The sequence below is a fragment of the Allotamlana fucoidanivorans genome, assembly GCF_045788535.1.
Classification (GTDB): domain Bacteria; phylum Bacteroidota; class Bacteroidia; order Flavobacteriales; family Flavobacteriaceae; genus Allotamlana; species Allotamlana fucoidanivorans.
In genome coordinates this window covers 1,196,673-1,211,628 of the sequence record NZ_CP074074.1, presented here as the reverse complement: position 1 = coordinate 1,211,628, position 14,956 = coordinate 1,196,673, and the positions used below count along the sequence as shown (strand labels likewise).

Sequence of the window (14,956 nt, the reverse complement as noted above, 5' to 3'; positions counted from 1 at the left end):
TTCTGCTATTCTTGTTGACCTGTAACGCCCATGACTCTTATCAAATTCATGTTTTAATAAATCTGTAAACAAACGATGTTGTAAGGATCTTTTGGATGGACCACCCACAAACCATATGCAAAAACTACTCCTACTCACTTTTAATGCTCTTACATATCTTCTCGATAGGATATAAATGCCTATAACTGACTACAAACCCTTACTGATATTAAGAGGAGAAAATACTGTTTTCGGGTATTTTGTAAACGGCTTTTTTAATATCTCAAGCTCTAGCTCTTTTTCCATAAGAGCTTTGCGTAATCTTTTAAGCTCCAAGGTGTCATCGGATATTATATTTTTAAGACTTAGGAGATGTGCTTGTTTTGGATGCTCTGCGTCATTCAGATTCTTTGAACTTCTATGCCCATCACGTCAGCTAACTCTTTTATGTTTTCTCGCTATTAGCTTAACCGTACAGCCTGTTCCTTTAATTCGCGGCTTCAAAATTGTTTTTCATGTTTCTAAGATCTTTGTTTTATAACAAACGGTCTTAAATTTTGTGTCCGAGTAAAGGTAACAAGTCTAGTTAGGAAATAACCCCTCAAGGAGGCAATTTTGTCAATTGGACTTTTCTCTTGAGGGAAGATGTATCGGTGATTTGCTTACAGGTGTTATTGGCGCTTGGACCTTATTGTTTATAGATGGTCTGCCAAAAAAATAAAAAAAGGGAGTAGTGCCACTTTTTTTATTGCTTAATATATCTGTAAATTTGCGCTTTATTCAAAAATTATGGCACGCATACTTACAGGCATACAAAGTACAGGAACACCACATTTAGGAAACATTTTAGGGGCTATTATACCAGCAATTGACATGGCTAAAAAACCCGAAAACGATTCGTTTTTGTTCATTGCCAATTTACACACCTTAACCCAAATTAAAGATGCGGCAACTTTAAGAGAAAATACCTATTCAACAGCAGCAACCTGGTTAGCTTTTGGTTTAGACATTGAAAAAACAGTATTTTACAGACAAAGCGATATTCCACAAGTGACTGAACTATCTTGGTATTTAAGTTGTTTCTTTCCTTATCAACGCCTAACTCTAGCACATAGTTTTAAAGATAAGGCCGACAGACTAGAGGATGTTAATTCGGGTTTGTTCACGTATCCCATGCTTATGGCTGCTGATATTTTGCTTTATGATGCCGAAATCATTCCTGTTGGAAAAGATCAATTACAGCATATTGAAATGACCCGTGATGTCGCCTCAAGATTCCACTCTAAAGTGGGCGAAACTTTTGTGTTACCTAAAGGACAAATTCAAGAAAACACAAAGTTAATTCCAGGCACCGATGGTGAAAAAATGAGTAAAAGTAGAAATAACACCATTAATTTATTCCTTCCTGATAAAAAACTAAGAAAACAAATTATGGGTATTCAAACCGATAGCACAGCTCTTGAAGACCCTAAAGATTGGCGTACTTGCAACTGTTTTGCTATATATAGTTTGTTAGCCAATGAAGCGCAAATTGCGACCATGAAAGCGAATTATGAAAATGGTGGTTACGGCTACGGTCATGCTAAACAAGCTCTTTATGAATTAATAGTTGAAAAGTTTGCAGAACCTCGTGAGAAGTATCACTACTACATGAATAACCTCAATGAAATTGATAAGGCTTTGGCTGTTGGTGCCGAAAAGGCCAGACTTGTTGCTGATAAGGTTTTAAACCGTGTAAGACATAAAGTAGGTTACTAATTTGAGTAAAATATATTTAGAGATTATTACCTTTGTGTCTGATTCTGTTTTGATACCACATTTCGGTTGGACTGCCATGGGTGTTCCAGTAAAGAAAACTAAACAGCCTCAAATAATTTGCCTGGCAACGGTCTTACCACTCCTTTTAATTCCATATTTAAAAGCATACCAGCTAGTTTAAATATAGGTAGCTTACAATGAAGTGCAATGGTATCTATTTGTTGCTTTTGATGCTCCTTCAGATAATTATAAATTTCTTTTTCATAGGTATCTAATTCAACAAACAATTGTTTTTGTACCGCAGGCTGCTGCTCTTCTTCTAGTTTCCAATTGAGCATGTAGGGAATATCTAGAGGATTGGAAAGCATATGCGCTTTTTGCTGTTTTATCAAATTATTGCACCCCACACTTTGGCTATCGGTTACTCTGCCAGGCACTGCAAATACATCTCTATTATAAGAATGTGCAATGTCTGCCGTTACTAAACTTCCTCCTTTTTCGGCCGATTCAATTACTATGGTGGCTTCACTTAGACCCGCAATCACTCTATTACGCTTTAAAAAATTATTCCTATCAAAATTAGAAGAACTCCAAAAATCGGAGAAAAAACCTCCATTTTTTTCCATATCAGCAACATACTTTTTGTGTATTTTTGGATACATTTGGTTAAATCCATGTGCCAAACAAGCTATGGTTTGAAGTTTATTCTTAATAGCAAATTTGTGTGCTGTAATATCTGTACCATAAGCAAATCCAGATACAATTACGGGATTAAATGGCGCTAATTGCTCCATTAAAATTTCACAAAAAGCTATGCCTTGCGTGGTTATTTTTCGTGTTCCTACAACGCTAATAATATGTTGATTTTCTAAGTTAATGTTACCTGTTTGAAACAATAGTATAGGGGCATCTATACAATGTTTTAATTTCTCAGGATATTTGGCATCTTCAAAATACAGGACATCAATGTCATTTTGCTTAATAAACAGCATCTCCTTTTCGGCTTCAACTTTATGACTTGCTTCATGGAGTTCATTTATAGTATACACTCCAATGCCATCAATTTTTAACAAGTGACTCTTTTTTTCTTTCAAAACAGCTTCAGCAGATCCGCAATGCGCAATCAGTTTTTTGGCTGTAATATCTCCTATATTGGGTACATGTTGCAAGGTTAATGTATGGAGCAAATCATTTTCGGTCATAGGTAAGTATCTGATTTTAAAACTAAAATAAAATATTTTTTACACTGTTAATAAATACCTTCATCTAAATTTTACTGCAATGCATTATTTTTTAACTTTGGATTATGCAACTAGAAACCTACATTAGCGACTTACTGTATAGATACGAGTGCGTTACCATTCCTGACTTTGGCTCTTTTTTATCACAACGTGTATCGGCATCAATTGATGACATAACCCATACATTTCATGCACCTAAAAAAGTATTATCCTTTAATGAGCAAATTCAAAAAAACGACGGTTTATTGGCGCATTATATTGCCGATATAGAAAAGATTCCTTTTGAAGCGGCAAACCAAAAAATTGCTAAACGTGTTAAACTTATAAAATCATATTTAACCGAAGGCGAAGTTTTAACCTTTAAAGCCATTGGAGAAATACGATTGAATAATGAAGGTAAAATTTTATTTGAACCTACCTATCAACTCAACTATTTAACAGACTCTTTTGGTTTATCACCAGTGGTAACACGAGAGGTTTATAAAAAAGAAGTTGAAGCCATTGAGAATGTAATTCCTATTTCAATTACACCAGAGAAACGCAAATCTAGACCATATTTAAGATATGCTGCTGTTGCTATGATTACCTTAACCTTAGGTGGATTTGGAGCTTCAAAATACTACGCCAATCAAGTTGAAGCTCACAATCAAATGGCTTTAGAAGAGGCAACGCAAAAACTAGAAACTAAAATTCAACAAGCTACGTTTAGTTTAAACCCGCTGCCAGCAGTCACTCTAAATGTGTCTAAACAAACAGGACATTATCATGTTGTTGCAGGTGCCTTTAGAATTGAAGAAAACTCCATAAAAAAAGTAAAACAGCTTAAAGCACTAGGATTCAAAGCAAGAGTTTTAGGTTTAAATAAATCTGGTCTTTATGAAGTTGTTTATGGAAGCTTTGAAACTGGAAAGGAAGCCTTAAAAGCAGTTAGAGACATTAGAGTGTCACATAATAAAGACGCTTGGATAAAAATCGATACTGAAATTTCAATAAAAAAAGAGAACATCAAATCTGTTACAACACCTCGTATTTCTGAAAATAAAGAAGCACAAATAGAATATGACACTATTAATGAAACTGTGACTGACTTTACTTCTAATAACGAGTCAAATCTAATACAAATTGTTAGAAATGTTGAAAATGCAGAGAGTGCTTTCTATTTGGTGCTAGGTAATTTTAATACCGTAGAAAAAAGAGATGCCTTTTTAACAAAAATGGCTGCAAAAGGTATCAAAAACACTAAATTTTTCTATCATAATGAAAGTGGTATGTATTTTATTTACCAACAAAAATATGATCATTTAAACACAGTACAAGAGGCTCAAAAAGCTTATTCTAATTCAAATTTTGAAAGAAAAACAGTTATCGTGAAGGTGAGCAACTAAAAACCCTTTATTTTTAGTTTATTAATCTTTAAAAGCACTGTACCTTTGCAACACAGAATAAAAAATGTGTTATGACAGCAAAGACTCCTGAACAATCTAGAACTATAATGACCGATTTGGTTTTACCTAGTGAAACCAACCCTTTAAATAATCTTTTTGGAGGTGAGCTTTTAGCTAGAATGGATCGTGCTGCCAGTATTGCTGCCAGACGTCATTCAAGACGCATTGTTGTAACCGCTTCTGTAAATCATGTGGCCTTTAGTCGTGCTGTGCCTCTGGGTAGTGTTGTAACCGTTGAAGCTAAAGTGTCTAGGGCATTTAAAACGTCTATGGAGGTGTTTATTGATGTTTGGACGGAAGATCGTGAATCGGGTAAACGCACCAAGGCCAATGAAGCCATATATACCTTTGTAGCTGTTGATGAAACGGGAAACCCCGTTGGTGTTCCTGAGTTAATTCCTGAAACCGAATTAGAACAGCAACGTTTTATAGCGGCGTTAAGACGTAAACAACTGAGTTTACTTTTAGCAGGAAAAATAAAACCAGCGCAAGCCAGTGAACTTAAAGCCCTTTTTGAAGAATGAATCTAGTGCAGTCTTACATTTTATAAATCCAACTTGCGGGATTTTCTGTATTAAACCCTTTTGATATAGTGAAACTTAAAATAGTATCGCCATTACTAGGATTAGTAAACACTTCTCCTATCTCTTGTTTTGTATTTACCTTATCTCCTTTTTTCACATATACAGAAGATAAATTTTTATAGATGGTTAAATAATTCCCATGACGAATCATCACAATAGGATTTACGTTCTTCATTTTTAATATTTCACTTACCTCACCCGCAAATACAGCTCTGGCCTTAGCCCCTTTGGTAGTGGCTATACGCACGCCATTACTTTTAATGGTCAAGGATTTATCTATGGGATGACGTTGTGTACCATAACCCAATCGTACCACGCCGCGTTCTACTGGCCACGGTAGTTTCCCTTTATTAGCTACAAAATTTGAAGCCAACACTTTCTCTTCGGCAGTTAGAGCAAAACTTTTTGAACTGGTACTCTTACCCGCTTTCTTATTCGATTTTGCTATGGCGGCCCTAATTATTTTTTCAATCTCCTTATCAATTCTATCCGCCTCACGTTGTTTTTGACGCAATTGTGAGGCATACCTTGACAAGTTCTTTTTAATATCAAACATTAAGCTTTGGTGTTGCCTGCGCTCTGCCTCTAAGGTTTTTTGAACAGCTCTATTTTCAGCTATAAGTGTTTTCTTTTCCTGTTGTTGTTTTAACAACTTGGTATTTGTAGCTTGTAATTCCTCTGTTTTAGCCTTTATAACCTCGCCTTGTTTCTTTTGATGCTCTGAATACTGCTTAATATATTGCAAGCGCTTATAAGCCTGTTTAAAGTCTTCAGAAGATAATAAAAACATAATACGGCTTTGTTGATTCTTACTTTTATATGATTTTACAATCATGGCCGCATAATCTTCTTTAAGCTGAACCAATTCTTCTCTTAAATCTGAAATCTTATCTTGATTGGTATTAATTTCTCGCGTTAGAAGATTTGCTTGTTGATTCGTCACCTTGATTAGGTTTGACAACACACTGATTTTATAATTGAAATCTTCAATGAGGGAAAGCTCTGATTTTTCTTTTGATTTATTTTCGGCTCTTAACGCATTTATTTTCTCAATTTCCCGGCGTAATTCTTGCCTACGAGATTCTAGTTGCTGCTGTTTATTGGTTTGCGCATATCCTGAGAAACAAGCCATCAGCAACACGAAAACAAATAATACTTTATATGACAGTGTTCTCTTTATCATTTAAAGTTCAATTTTTTCAAAACCTGACGGAATTTTAAACGGAAAGCGTAATGCTTCATTCAAAGACACATTTTTAAATTCCAAATTTATAATTGTTTCTTCATTAGCCTCAACAGCGATTACCTTTACAGTTTCAGGCAGCACTTGATTATTAACCTTTTGAAAAGACTCATAATCAATTTGAAGATGTCTTAACTCCTGTGGCTGGGTAATTTGTTGTGATTTAACTTTAAAATTAGACGGATTTAGTAAAAAGAAAATTTCAAATAGTTCGCGCTGTACTTTTGGTTGTACCACATAAACTTGATTATCAACAGCAGACACATATTCGCTCGAACTTAAAGGGTAAAGCGTTTCGCCCATCAACAAATTTTGAACCTTATTAAAATCAAGCGTTGTACCGAGTAAATCACTCAAATATTTATAATCACCATCAAAATAAGTGTTATCTATTTTATTATAGAAACTAACTTTCTCTGGCGTAATCATAGCTCTAATTACTGAGAAGGAAGCATTCATCCAAAGCACTTTATCTTTTTGTGCTCTGAACGTTACCGTATGTGTTTGAGAATTGCCATTTTGAGAAAACGTAATTTTCAATCTAGCCTGTAGCGTTTTAAACTGTGCTTCTTGTTTTTCATTAGCCTTAAATAATTGCCTTGTAGACAGGGTATAATCTGGTGCTCCATCTTTAGCAGTTTTTACTGACTTACAACTCACCACTAAAAGTATACTACTTAAAAAAATATAGAGGTATCTACGCATTAATTTGAACTTTGAATTTGTTTAGCTTTATCACTAAACGTTTTTGCTTTTACAGTATTGTTTAACAAAGTATATGCCTTACTTAACTGAAGGTAGAAATCGGCTTCCATTTTTGGGTCATCAATAATATAATCTATCCCCGCATCAAGCGCCTCAATAGCCTCGTTTGGTACCCCTAATGCATTACAGGCCACTCCATTTATTAAATAAAATAAAGGTTGTGAAGGAAATTTTTCTAGCACTTCTGAACTTTTTGACTTTGCTAAATCATATGTTTCAAAATCAATATAAAGCAGCAATATGTTTTTTAAAGCTAGTATGTTATTGGGCTCAGACACCAATACTTTTTCAAAAGATTCTAAGGCCTTTTCCTTGTTGTTGTTTGATAAATGATAGTGCCCTAATTCCATCAATGACTTTCCATTTTCTGCCTCACTTACCATTGAGGTGGCTTCAACCAACTCTGATTGATATTGGGGATATTGTTGTACAAAACTCACAAAATCATTTAATACTTTAAGTTTGGCTTCTGGTTTTATGGCTGTGCTCTGTACCACTATTTTCATCGATTCAATGGCCTTTTCAGGTTCATTATCATCTAAATAAAATTTATACAAAGCCAAATGTACCAGCTGCGAATTAGGATGGGTGTTTAAGAGTTGTTTAGCTGTTTCAAAAGCCTTTTCTTTTTGGTTATTTTCACTATAACGAAAGATTAAAGCTAGATAGTTTGACTCCTTATTTGGGTTACGTTTAATACGTGATTGCAGATTCTCAATTTGTTCCTCTTTACGTCCTGTAAGGTCATAAACGTTGTTACGCATCATGTCTCTGGTTACAGAAACACCCAATTCTGCATCAAGCTCATCTAGAAGCTTTAAAGCCTCATCATATTTTTCTGTTTTTATAAGTAAGGTCACCAAATCTTCTTTATAATCAGGATGGTATTTTACCAATTGCTCTACTGTTTTTAAAGCCTCATCGTGTTGGTTTTGCTCAGCATAAAACCCATATAACTCATCTAAAAACCATTCGTTATTTGGATCTTTATCCACCGCTTTTTTAAAAGCATCTTCAGCAGAACCAAAATTTTTAAGCTTATTGTAGGATTTACCAAGTTCAAAATATAAAACGGGGACTGATTTATCAATTTCTATGCACTTTAAAAACGCTTCAACCGCCCGATCATAGTTCTCAATACTTTTTTGCTTCAAACCTTCGTAAAACAATTCCTGAAAGGCATCTTCGTTATCACCTAAATCATCATCAGGTGTTTTATTAAAATCTACCTGAGCACGCATCGTCTGCGGAATGAAAATCATTCCAAAAAGAAGCCATAAAATAATTAGGTTATTTCTTTTCATAAGATGCATTGCAATCGGTTTAAAAATGGCATGAACTATTCTAAAACCGAATAATCTCCAATACTGATGCTTGTATACTCGCCATTGTATTTTACATGATTTCCAATCATGGCTTGGTTAAGATTAGCATTTTTTATTTCAGTATTGGTTTGAATTAAACTGTTTTTTATGGTAGCATTTTCAATCACTGTATTGTTACCAATAGAAACAAAGGGTCCAATAGTACAATCTTTTAACACCACATGTTCTCCAATAAAACAGGGTTCTACTATATTGGCATTTTGAATTTGTACCGAATTAGCTATAAGTTGCTCGTCTCCATCGGCCTGCAAAAAGCCTAACATACGTTGATTGGTTTCAACAGTTATTGCCTTATTGCCACAGTCCATCCATTCATCTACCGTTCCTGTTTTAAAGATTTTTCCATCGGCCATCATCCGCTTTATACCATCATTAATTTGGTATTCGCCGCCATTCATAACGTTTTCATCAAGAATTTCTTGTAGTTTTTCTTTTAAAATGCCAACATCTTTAAAATAGTAAATTCCAATAACAGCATGATCTGAAACAAACTCTTTTGGTTTCTCCACTAGTTCAATAATCTCTTGCTTGGCATTTAGTTTGACCACACCATAGGCCTCTGGGTTGTCTACCTGCTTTGTCCAAATCACACTATCTGCATTAGGATCTAGCTCAAATTGGGCTCTAATAAGTGTATCAGCATAGGCTATAACAGCTGGACCCGAAAGTGATGGTTTAGCACACATAATAGCATGACCTGTTCCTAGTGGTTTATCTTGGCGGTATATAGAGGCCTTTGCGCCTAAACTTACTGCTAAACCTTTGAGACTATCTACAACATCATCTCCAAACCATGCGGGGTCTCCTAAAACAAAAGCAATTTCATCAATAGGCTGCTTTAATACTTTAGCAATATCTTTCACTAACCTATGTACTATGGGTTGGCCTGCAACAGGAATTAAGGGTTTAGGTACGGTTAAACTGTGCGGACGCAATCTGGAGCCACGCCCAGCCATTGGGACTATTATTTTCATTTTTCTAATTCAGTATTAAATTAACAGCTTTTATTTAACTCCGGTACTACCAAAACCTCCCGCACCTCGGTCGGTTTCAGACAACGTTTCTACTTCAACCCATTCTGCGCGCTCATGCTTAGCTATCACTAATTGTGCAATACGTTCTCCATTTCCAATGACAAATTCTTCATGAGATAGGTTAACTAAAATCACGCCTATTTCGCCTCTATAATCTGCATCAACAGTTCCTGGAGCATTCAAAACTGTAATCCCTTTTTTTGCTGCTAACCCACTTCTTGGACGCACTTGTGCTTCATAACCGACGGGGAGTTCTATAAATAATCCAGTACCTACAACGCTACGTTCTAAGGGTTTTAATACTCTAGGCTCTGAAAGATTGGCTCTTAAATCCATGCCAGCCGACGCAACGGTTTCATAGTTAGGTATATCATGACTGGATTTGTTTATTATTTTAATTTGCATACTATCGTTTTATCAATTGTTTCAATTCTTCTTTTTCTAGGTATAAAACCATTGCCAAAAATACTAAAACTAAGGCGGTATTTATATAATAGTTGGTATTTGTATTAAGGGCTGCTACCGATAAAACAATAGACACACCTAAATACAGCAAAATGCGCTTTAGGTTATACGGTACGGCATAATGTTTTTGTCCGAAATAATACGACAATACCATCATAGCACCATAAGCCAGTAAGGTTGCCCATGCGGCTGCAATAAAGCCCATGCGCTCTATCATAAACACATTAAACACTATGGTAATAACTCCCCCAACAACTGATAAATACATCCCATAGCGAGTTTTATCTGTTAGCTTATACCAAATGGCCAGATTAAAATAAATGCCTAAGCATAAATTGGCTAATAATACAATAGGCACAATATTAATGGCTATCCAATAGCTTTCGTTACGAACGATGAGCATTTTGAAAATATCAACATAAGCAATAATAAAGACCAACATAAGGCTACCGAATATCACAAAATATTTCATAATCTTGGCATACGTTTCTTTGGCATTTTTTTCTTTAGCGTGATTGAAAAAGAATGGTTCGGCTCCCAACCTAAATGCCTGAATAAAAATAGTCATAAAAACAGCTATTTTATAACAACCGCTATAAGCGCCATTGATGTCTTTTCCAAGTACATTGGGCAATAACCATTTATCAAAATTCTCATTAATTACATAGGCCAAACCGGCCACCATAATAGGCCAACCATAATGTAATAACTGTTTAAAAATGGGTATACTGAATTCTAATTTATTTTTGAAAAAATACGGTGTCAACAATAAAAAAGTAACACCACTAGCCACTAAATTAGCAATGAAAATATATTGCACCAAATCTTTACTGTTATAGAACGATAGTTCAATTTGAAATTTAGGAACAGCCCATAAAAAGAAAAAATTCAGCAACACATAAATAATGATATTACTAAGCTTGATAGCGGTAAACTTAATAGGACGCCCTGTAGCTCTTAAATACGCAAAGGGAATAACCACTATAGTATCTAGCACTAAAACACCTAATAAGAGATTAAAATAGCTTTGTTTCAAATGGACGAAATCGGCCAACTGCACACTAAAAGCATATACCACAATTAAAAACAGTAGCGTTGTAACTGTTAAACTTATTAATGCTGTTGAAAACACTTTTTGTTTTTCTTCACTCTTGGTAAAAAACCTAAAAAAAGCAGTTTCCATGCCATAGGTAAGTAACACATTAAAAAAAGCGGCATACACATAAAAAGTCGTATTATCAGAATAACTAACCGTCCCTAAAGTTTGAGTATGCAACGGCACCAGAACGAAATTCATCAGTCTTGGCAAAACTGTTGCCAGACCATAAATTATAGTGTCTTTAAAGAACTTTTTAATTGCGCCCAATAGAAAGTAGATTTCGTTTGCTAAATGTACGTTTTTAGCCTAAGTGAAACAAAGATATTTTATTATAGAAAAAACCTTAAAAACTCAAATTATGGTTTATAACTAATGTCTTCAATAATGAAATATCGTGGTTCTTTGTTTACATGGTAACTTACCAAAGCTTCACCTTGTTTTAGTTTTATAGGAGACCTTACTAACCTTAAAGGTGCTTGATTGCCATATTCAGCGTAAGACTCATGACTCATTACAACATCCCTGTTTTCTTTATTAGAATACTCAAAATTAGCAACATACATACTATGTTCAAATTTTAAAGTAGCCTTTTGCCCTTTAAAGTAGAGACTATCTAACTTTATACTATCAGGATTATGAATTACAGGAATAAATACACTAAGGCTAGGTGTATCTTTATAATATACTGAACCCAATTTAAGTGGAACATCCTTTTTCATTGGCTTTGAGCTCGCACAATGTACAAAGCTTAAAGACAATAAAAATATGGTGCTATATAGTAATACTTTCATTTTAACAGATGTTGAATTATAAATATATTAAACCAAAAGTAATGCCATAAAAAAACCCCACGAAAGCGTGAGGTTTAATATTTATAGACACTGAACGGTTCAGTTCAATATATTTTAGTTGTTTAAAGCCTCTGCGCCACCAACAATCTCTAAAATTTCATTGGTAATAGCTGCTTGACGCGCTTTATTATAAGTTAATTTAAGCTGATCTCTTAACTCTGTTGCATTATCAGTGGCTTTATGCATAGCTGTCATACGTGCCCCGTGCTCTGAAGCAAAAGAATCTCTAATTGCCTTAAACAATTGCATTTTTAAAGACTTAGGAATAAGTTCTTCTACAATTTCTAATTTTGAGGGTTCAAAGATGTAATCAGCATTAACATTGGCATCGCCTTCAACAGGAACAATTGGCAAAAATTGTTCTGTCATTACAATTTGAGTCGCCGCATTTTTGAACTTGTTATATACAACTTCAATCTTATCAAACTCACCTGCAACAAACTTATCCATCAATAATTGTGCTACATCAGCAACATTATCAAAGGTTAAATCATCAAACACCTCACTTTTATTAGCAATAACTTTATTGGTCTTTTTAAAAGCATCATTTGCTTTCTTACCAATAGCTAAATAAGAAACCTCTTGATTAGCATACGTTTCAGTAGCGAGTCTATTAACTTCTTTAATGATATTTGAATTGAAGGCACCCGCCAATCCTCTATTAGAGGTGATTGGAACAATAAGTACTTTTTTTAATTCACGTTGTTCAGAATAGGCACTTCCAGAGTCAGCATCTAAAGTAGCACTTAAGCTTTGTAAAAGCTCAGTTAACTTATCTGCATAAGGACGCATTGCTGTAATGGCATCTTGCGCTTTCTTTAACTTTGCAGCCGATACCATTTTCATGGCACTGGTAATCTGCATTGTTGAAGATACTGAAGATATTCTGTTACGTATTTCTTTTAAATTTGCCATATTTTAAAATATGAAATAACTCCCACTTTAGTGGGAATCATAATTATGCTCTATACTTTCCTGATAAATCTTTTGCTACAGCCGTTAATGTGTCTGTAACTTCATCAGTTAATTTTCCTGCTTTTAGAGTATCTAAAACGTCTCTGTGTTTAGCATTTAAGAATTCAATGAAATCTCTTTCAAATTCTTTTACTTTCTCTACAGGTACATCTTTTAATAAGTTTTTAGATCCTGCATAGATAATAGCTACCTGATCTTCAACAGTAAACGGATCGTTTTGAGCTTGTTTTAAGATCTCAACATTACGTTTCCCTTTTTCAATTACGTTTAAAGTAACAGCATCTAAATCTGAACCAAATTTCGCGAATGCTTCTAACTCACGGAACTGTGCTTGGTCTAATTTTAAGGTACCTGCAACCTTTTTCATTGATTTAATCTGAGCATTACCACCAACACGTGATACTGAAATACCTACGTTAATTGCCGGACGAACACCAGAGTTGAACAAATCACCATCTAAGAAGATCTGCCCATCGGTAATAGAAATTACGTTTGTTGGAATATAGGCTGATACGTCACCTGCTTGCGTTTCAATAATTGGCAATGCAGTTAATGACCCTCCACCTTTTACTAATGGTTTTAACGACTCAGGTAAATCGTTCATATCTTTAGCAATAGCATCATCATTGATTACTTTTGCAGAACGCTCTAATAAACGCGAGTGTAAGTAGAAAACGTCACCTGGGTAGGCCTCACGTCCTGGTGGACGACGTAATAATAAAGATACCTCACGATACGCTACCGCTTGTTTTGATAAATCATCATAAATGATTAATGCTGGACGTCCAGTATCTCTAAAATACTCACCAATTGCAGCACCAGCCATTGGAGCGTAAACTTGCATTGGAGCAGGATCGGAAGCATTAGCCGCTACAATAGTAGTATAAGCAAGTGCGCCTCTTTCTTCTAACACTTTAGCAATGTTTGCCACTGTAGACGCTTTTTGTCCTACAGCAACATATATACAATATACAGGCTCACCTGCATCATAAAATTCCTTTTGATTTAAGATGGTATCAATACAAACCGTAGTTTTTCCAGTTTGACGGTCACCAATTACCAACTCACGTTGTCCACGACCTACAGGAATCATAGCATCAATTGATTTGATACCTGTTTGTAATGGTTCTGTTACAGGCTCACGGAAAACAACACCTGGTGCCTTACGTTCTAGTGGCATTTGGTAAGTTTTACCCGAGATAGCACCTTTACCATCAATTGGGTTACCTAATGTATCAACCACACGACCAACAATACCTTCACCAACATTGATTGAAGCAATTTTATCAGTACGTTTTACTGTAGAGCCTTCTTTTACTCCTGTAGACCCACCAAGTAATACAATACCAACATTATCTTCCTCAAGGTTAAGTACAATACCTTCTAACCCGCCTTCGAATTCAACTAACTCACCATATTGAGCATTAGCTAATCCATAAGCACGTACAATACCGTCACCTACAGTTAATACAGTTCCTACTTCATCCAATGAAGCACTAGCCTCAAAACCTGAAAGTTGTTTTTTTAAGATTGCTGATATTTCAGCTGGTTTTACTTCTGCCATCTTATTATTTATTTAGATATATAAATATCTTAGTTTAATGTAAATTCTCTTTTTAATTTGTTTAGTTGATTAGCAACACTTGCGTTGTACTGCACATCACCTACACGTAAAATGAAACCACCTAAAATGCTTTCATCAATAGTATTTTCTAGTTCAACATTTTTCCCTGTAAGTTCTTTTGCCTTGGCTAGAACTTCCTTCTTTAATGCCGCTGTTAGCGCTACTGCCGTTGTAACCGTAGCTAATTGAACACCTTTGGCTTCATCAAATAATTCTTGATATTTAACCGCTACTTGGTCCAAAATATTCACCCGATTATTTGTGTCTAGTATATCAATTAAGCTTAAGGTGGTTTTATGAGCTGATTTAAACACCTCCAATAAAACCGCTTTTTTTTCATAAGAAGGGACTACAGGACTATGAAGCATGCTTGTTAATTCCTGATTATTTGCAACAGTTTCAGCAATTAACTTCATATCATCATTAACCGCTTCAGCCGATTTTTGATCTGTAGCTAAACTTAACACTGCTTTTGCGTAACGGATTGCTGCTCTTGCTCCTGCCATGA

14 protein-coding genes are annotated in these 14,956 nt (G+C 35.0%); 3 read left to right on the top strand and 11 right to left on the bottom strand.

The window, feature by feature from the left end; translation table 11 throughout:
- The first annotated feature begins 768 nt into the window (after nucleotides 1-768).
- A complete protein-coding gene (gene trpS, locus KFZ70_RS05675) occupies nucleotides 769-1,737 on the top strand; it encodes a tryptophan--tRNA ligase (RefSeq protein ID WP_139694468.1) in 969 nt (322 codons plus the stop codon).
- Between the two features lie 98 nt (nucleotides 1,738-1,835).
- On the opposite strand, the gene dprA is transcribed toward trpS, so the two are convergent.
- A complete protein-coding gene (gene dprA / locus KFZ70_RS05670) occupies nucleotides 1,836-2,939 on the bottom strand; it encodes a DNA-processing protein DprA (RefSeq protein ID WP_139694469.1) in 1,104 nt (367 codons plus the stop codon).
- A 104-nt stretch (nucleotides 2,940-3,043) separates the two neighbouring features.
- Between dprA and KFZ70_RS05665 the strand changes: the two genes are divergently transcribed.
- Complete coding sequence (locus tag KFZ70_RS05665; RefSeq protein WP_139694470.1) at nucleotides 3,044-4,363, top strand: SPOR domain-containing protein; 1,320 nt, start codon at nucleotides 3,044-3,046, stop codon at nucleotides 4,361-4,363.
- Nucleotides 4,364-4,434: 71 nt separating this feature from the next.
- On the top strand, nucleotides 4,435-4,947 hold the full coding sequence (locus tag KFZ70_RS05660; RefSeq protein ID WP_139694471.1) for an acyl-CoA thioesterase: 513 nt from the start codon (nucleotides 4,435-4,437) through the stop codon (nucleotides 4,945-4,947).
- Nucleotides 4,948-4,960: 13 nt separating this feature from the next.
- On the opposite strand, the gene KFZ70_RS05655 is transcribed toward KFZ70_RS05660, so the two are convergent.
- From KFZ70_RS05655 to atpH, 10 genes are all read right to left on the bottom strand, one after another.
- A complete protein-coding gene (locus KFZ70_RS05655; protein ID WP_139694472.1) occupies nucleotides 4,961-6,190 on the bottom strand; it encodes a murein hydrolase activator EnvC in 1,230 nt (409 codons plus the stop codon).
- The gene (locus tag KFZ70_RS05650; RefSeq protein ID WP_139694473.1) at nucleotides 6,191-6,955 is read right to left on the bottom strand and encodes a DUF4292 domain-containing protein; all 765 of its coding nucleotides are present in this window, start codon (nucleotides 6,953-6,955) and stop codon (nucleotides 6,191-6,193) included.
- Entirely contained in the window at nucleotides 6,955-8,319 is a 1,365-nt protein-coding gene (locus KFZ70_RS05645) for a lipopolysaccharide assembly protein LapB (RefSeq protein WP_139694474.1), read from the bottom strand. Before KFZ70_RS05645 ends, KFZ70_RS05650 begins: the two co-directional genes overlap by 1 nt.
- Nucleotides 8,320-8,354: 35 nt before the next feature.
- Nucleotides 8,355-9,374, bottom strand: coding sequence for a sugar phosphate nucleotidyltransferase (locus KFZ70_RS05640; protein WP_139694475.1), 1,020 nt, complete (start codon nucleotides 9,372-9,374; stop codon nucleotides 8,355-8,357).
- Nucleotides 9,375-9,404: 30 nt separating this feature from the next.
- The gene (dut, locus tag KFZ70_RS05635; RefSeq protein ID WP_139694476.1) at nucleotides 9,405-9,839 is read right to left on the bottom strand and encodes a dUTP diphosphatase; all 435 of its coding nucleotides are present in this window, start codon (nucleotides 9,837-9,839) and stop codon (nucleotides 9,405-9,407) included.
- Nucleotide 9,840: 1 nt separating this feature from the next.
- Nucleotides 9,841-11,265 (bottom strand): oligosaccharide flippase family protein, encoded by a 1,425-nt coding sequence (locus tag KFZ70_RS05630; RefSeq protein WP_139694477.1) that lies wholly within the window; start codon nucleotides 11,263-11,265, stop codon nucleotides 9,841-9,843.
- An 89-nt stretch (nucleotides 11,266-11,354) separates the two neighbouring features.
- Nucleotides 11,355-11,717: a hypothetical protein gene (locus KFZ70_RS05625; protein ID WP_139694478.1), complete on the bottom strand. Its 363-nt coding sequence runs from the start codon at nucleotides 11,715-11,717 to the stop codon at nucleotides 11,355-11,357.
- 186 nt (nucleotides 11,718-11,903) lie between these two features.
- Nucleotides 11,904-12,764, bottom strand: coding sequence for an ATP synthase F1 subunit gamma (gene atpG, locus KFZ70_RS05620; protein WP_139694479.1), 861 nt, complete (start codon nucleotides 12,762-12,764; stop codon nucleotides 11,904-11,906).
- Nucleotides 12,765-12,807: 43 nt separating this feature from the next.
- Entirely contained in the window at nucleotides 12,808-14,388 is a 1,581-nt protein-coding gene (gene atpA / locus KFZ70_RS05615) for a F0F1 ATP synthase subunit alpha (protein WP_139694480.1), read from the bottom strand.
- A gap of 29 nt (nucleotides 14,389-14,417) precedes the next feature.
- Nucleotides 14,418-14,954, bottom strand: a complete 537-nt coding sequence (gene atpH, locus KFZ70_RS05610; protein WP_139694481.1) for an ATP synthase F1 subunit delta — start codon at nucleotides 14,952-14,954, stop codon at nucleotides 14,418-14,420.
- Between the last annotated feature and the right edge of the window lie 2 nt (nucleotides 14,955-14,956).

Bases quoted from the DNA above. Each gene is read 5' to 3' on its own strand.
- trpS (WP_139694468.1), top strand. From the start codon at position 769: ATGGCACGCATACTTACAGGCATACAAAGTACAGGAACACCACATTTA.
- dprA (WP_139694469.1), bottom strand. From the start codon at position 2,939: ATGACCGAAAATGATTTGCTCCATACATTAACCTTGCAACATGTACCC.
- KFZ70_RS05665 (WP_139694470.1), top strand. From the start codon at position 3,044: ATGCAACTAGAAACCTACATTAGCGACTTACTGTATAGATACGAGTGC.
- KFZ70_RS05660 (WP_139694471.1), top strand. From the start codon at position 4,435: ATGACAGCAAAGACTCCTGAACAATCTAGAACTATAATGACCGATTTG.
- KFZ70_RS05655 (WP_139694472.1), bottom strand. From the start codon at position 6,190: ATGATAAAGAGAACACTGTCATATAAAGTATTATTTGTTTTCGTGTTG.
- KFZ70_RS05650 (WP_139694473.1), bottom strand. From the start codon at position 6,955: ATGCGTAGATACCTCTATATTTTTTTAAGTAGTATACTTTTAGTGGTG.
- KFZ70_RS05645 (WP_139694474.1), bottom strand. From the start codon at position 8,319: ATGAAAAGAAATAACCTAATTATTTTATGGCTTCTTTTTGGAATGATT.
- KFZ70_RS05640 (WP_139694475.1), bottom strand. From the start codon at position 9,374: ATGAAAATAATAGTCCCAATGGCTGGGCGTGGCTCCAGATTGCGTCCG.
- dut (WP_139694476.1), bottom strand. From the start codon at position 9,839: ATGCAAATTAAAATAATAAACAAATCCAGTCATGATATACCTAACTAT.
- KFZ70_RS05625 (WP_139694478.1), bottom strand. From the start codon at position 11,717: ATGAAAAAGGATGTTCCACTTAAATTGGGTTCAGTATATTATAAAGAT.
- atpG (WP_139694479.1), bottom strand. From the start codon at position 12,764: ATGGCAAATTTAAAAGAAATACGTAACAGAATATCTTCAGTATCTTCA.
- atpA (WP_139694480.1), bottom strand. From the start codon at position 14,388: ATGGCAGAAGTAAAACCAGCTGAAATATCAGCAATCTTAAAAAAACAA.
- atpH (WP_139694481.1), bottom strand. From the start codon at position 14,954: ATGGCAGGAGCAAGAGCAGCAATCCGTTACGCAAAAGCAGTGTTAAGT.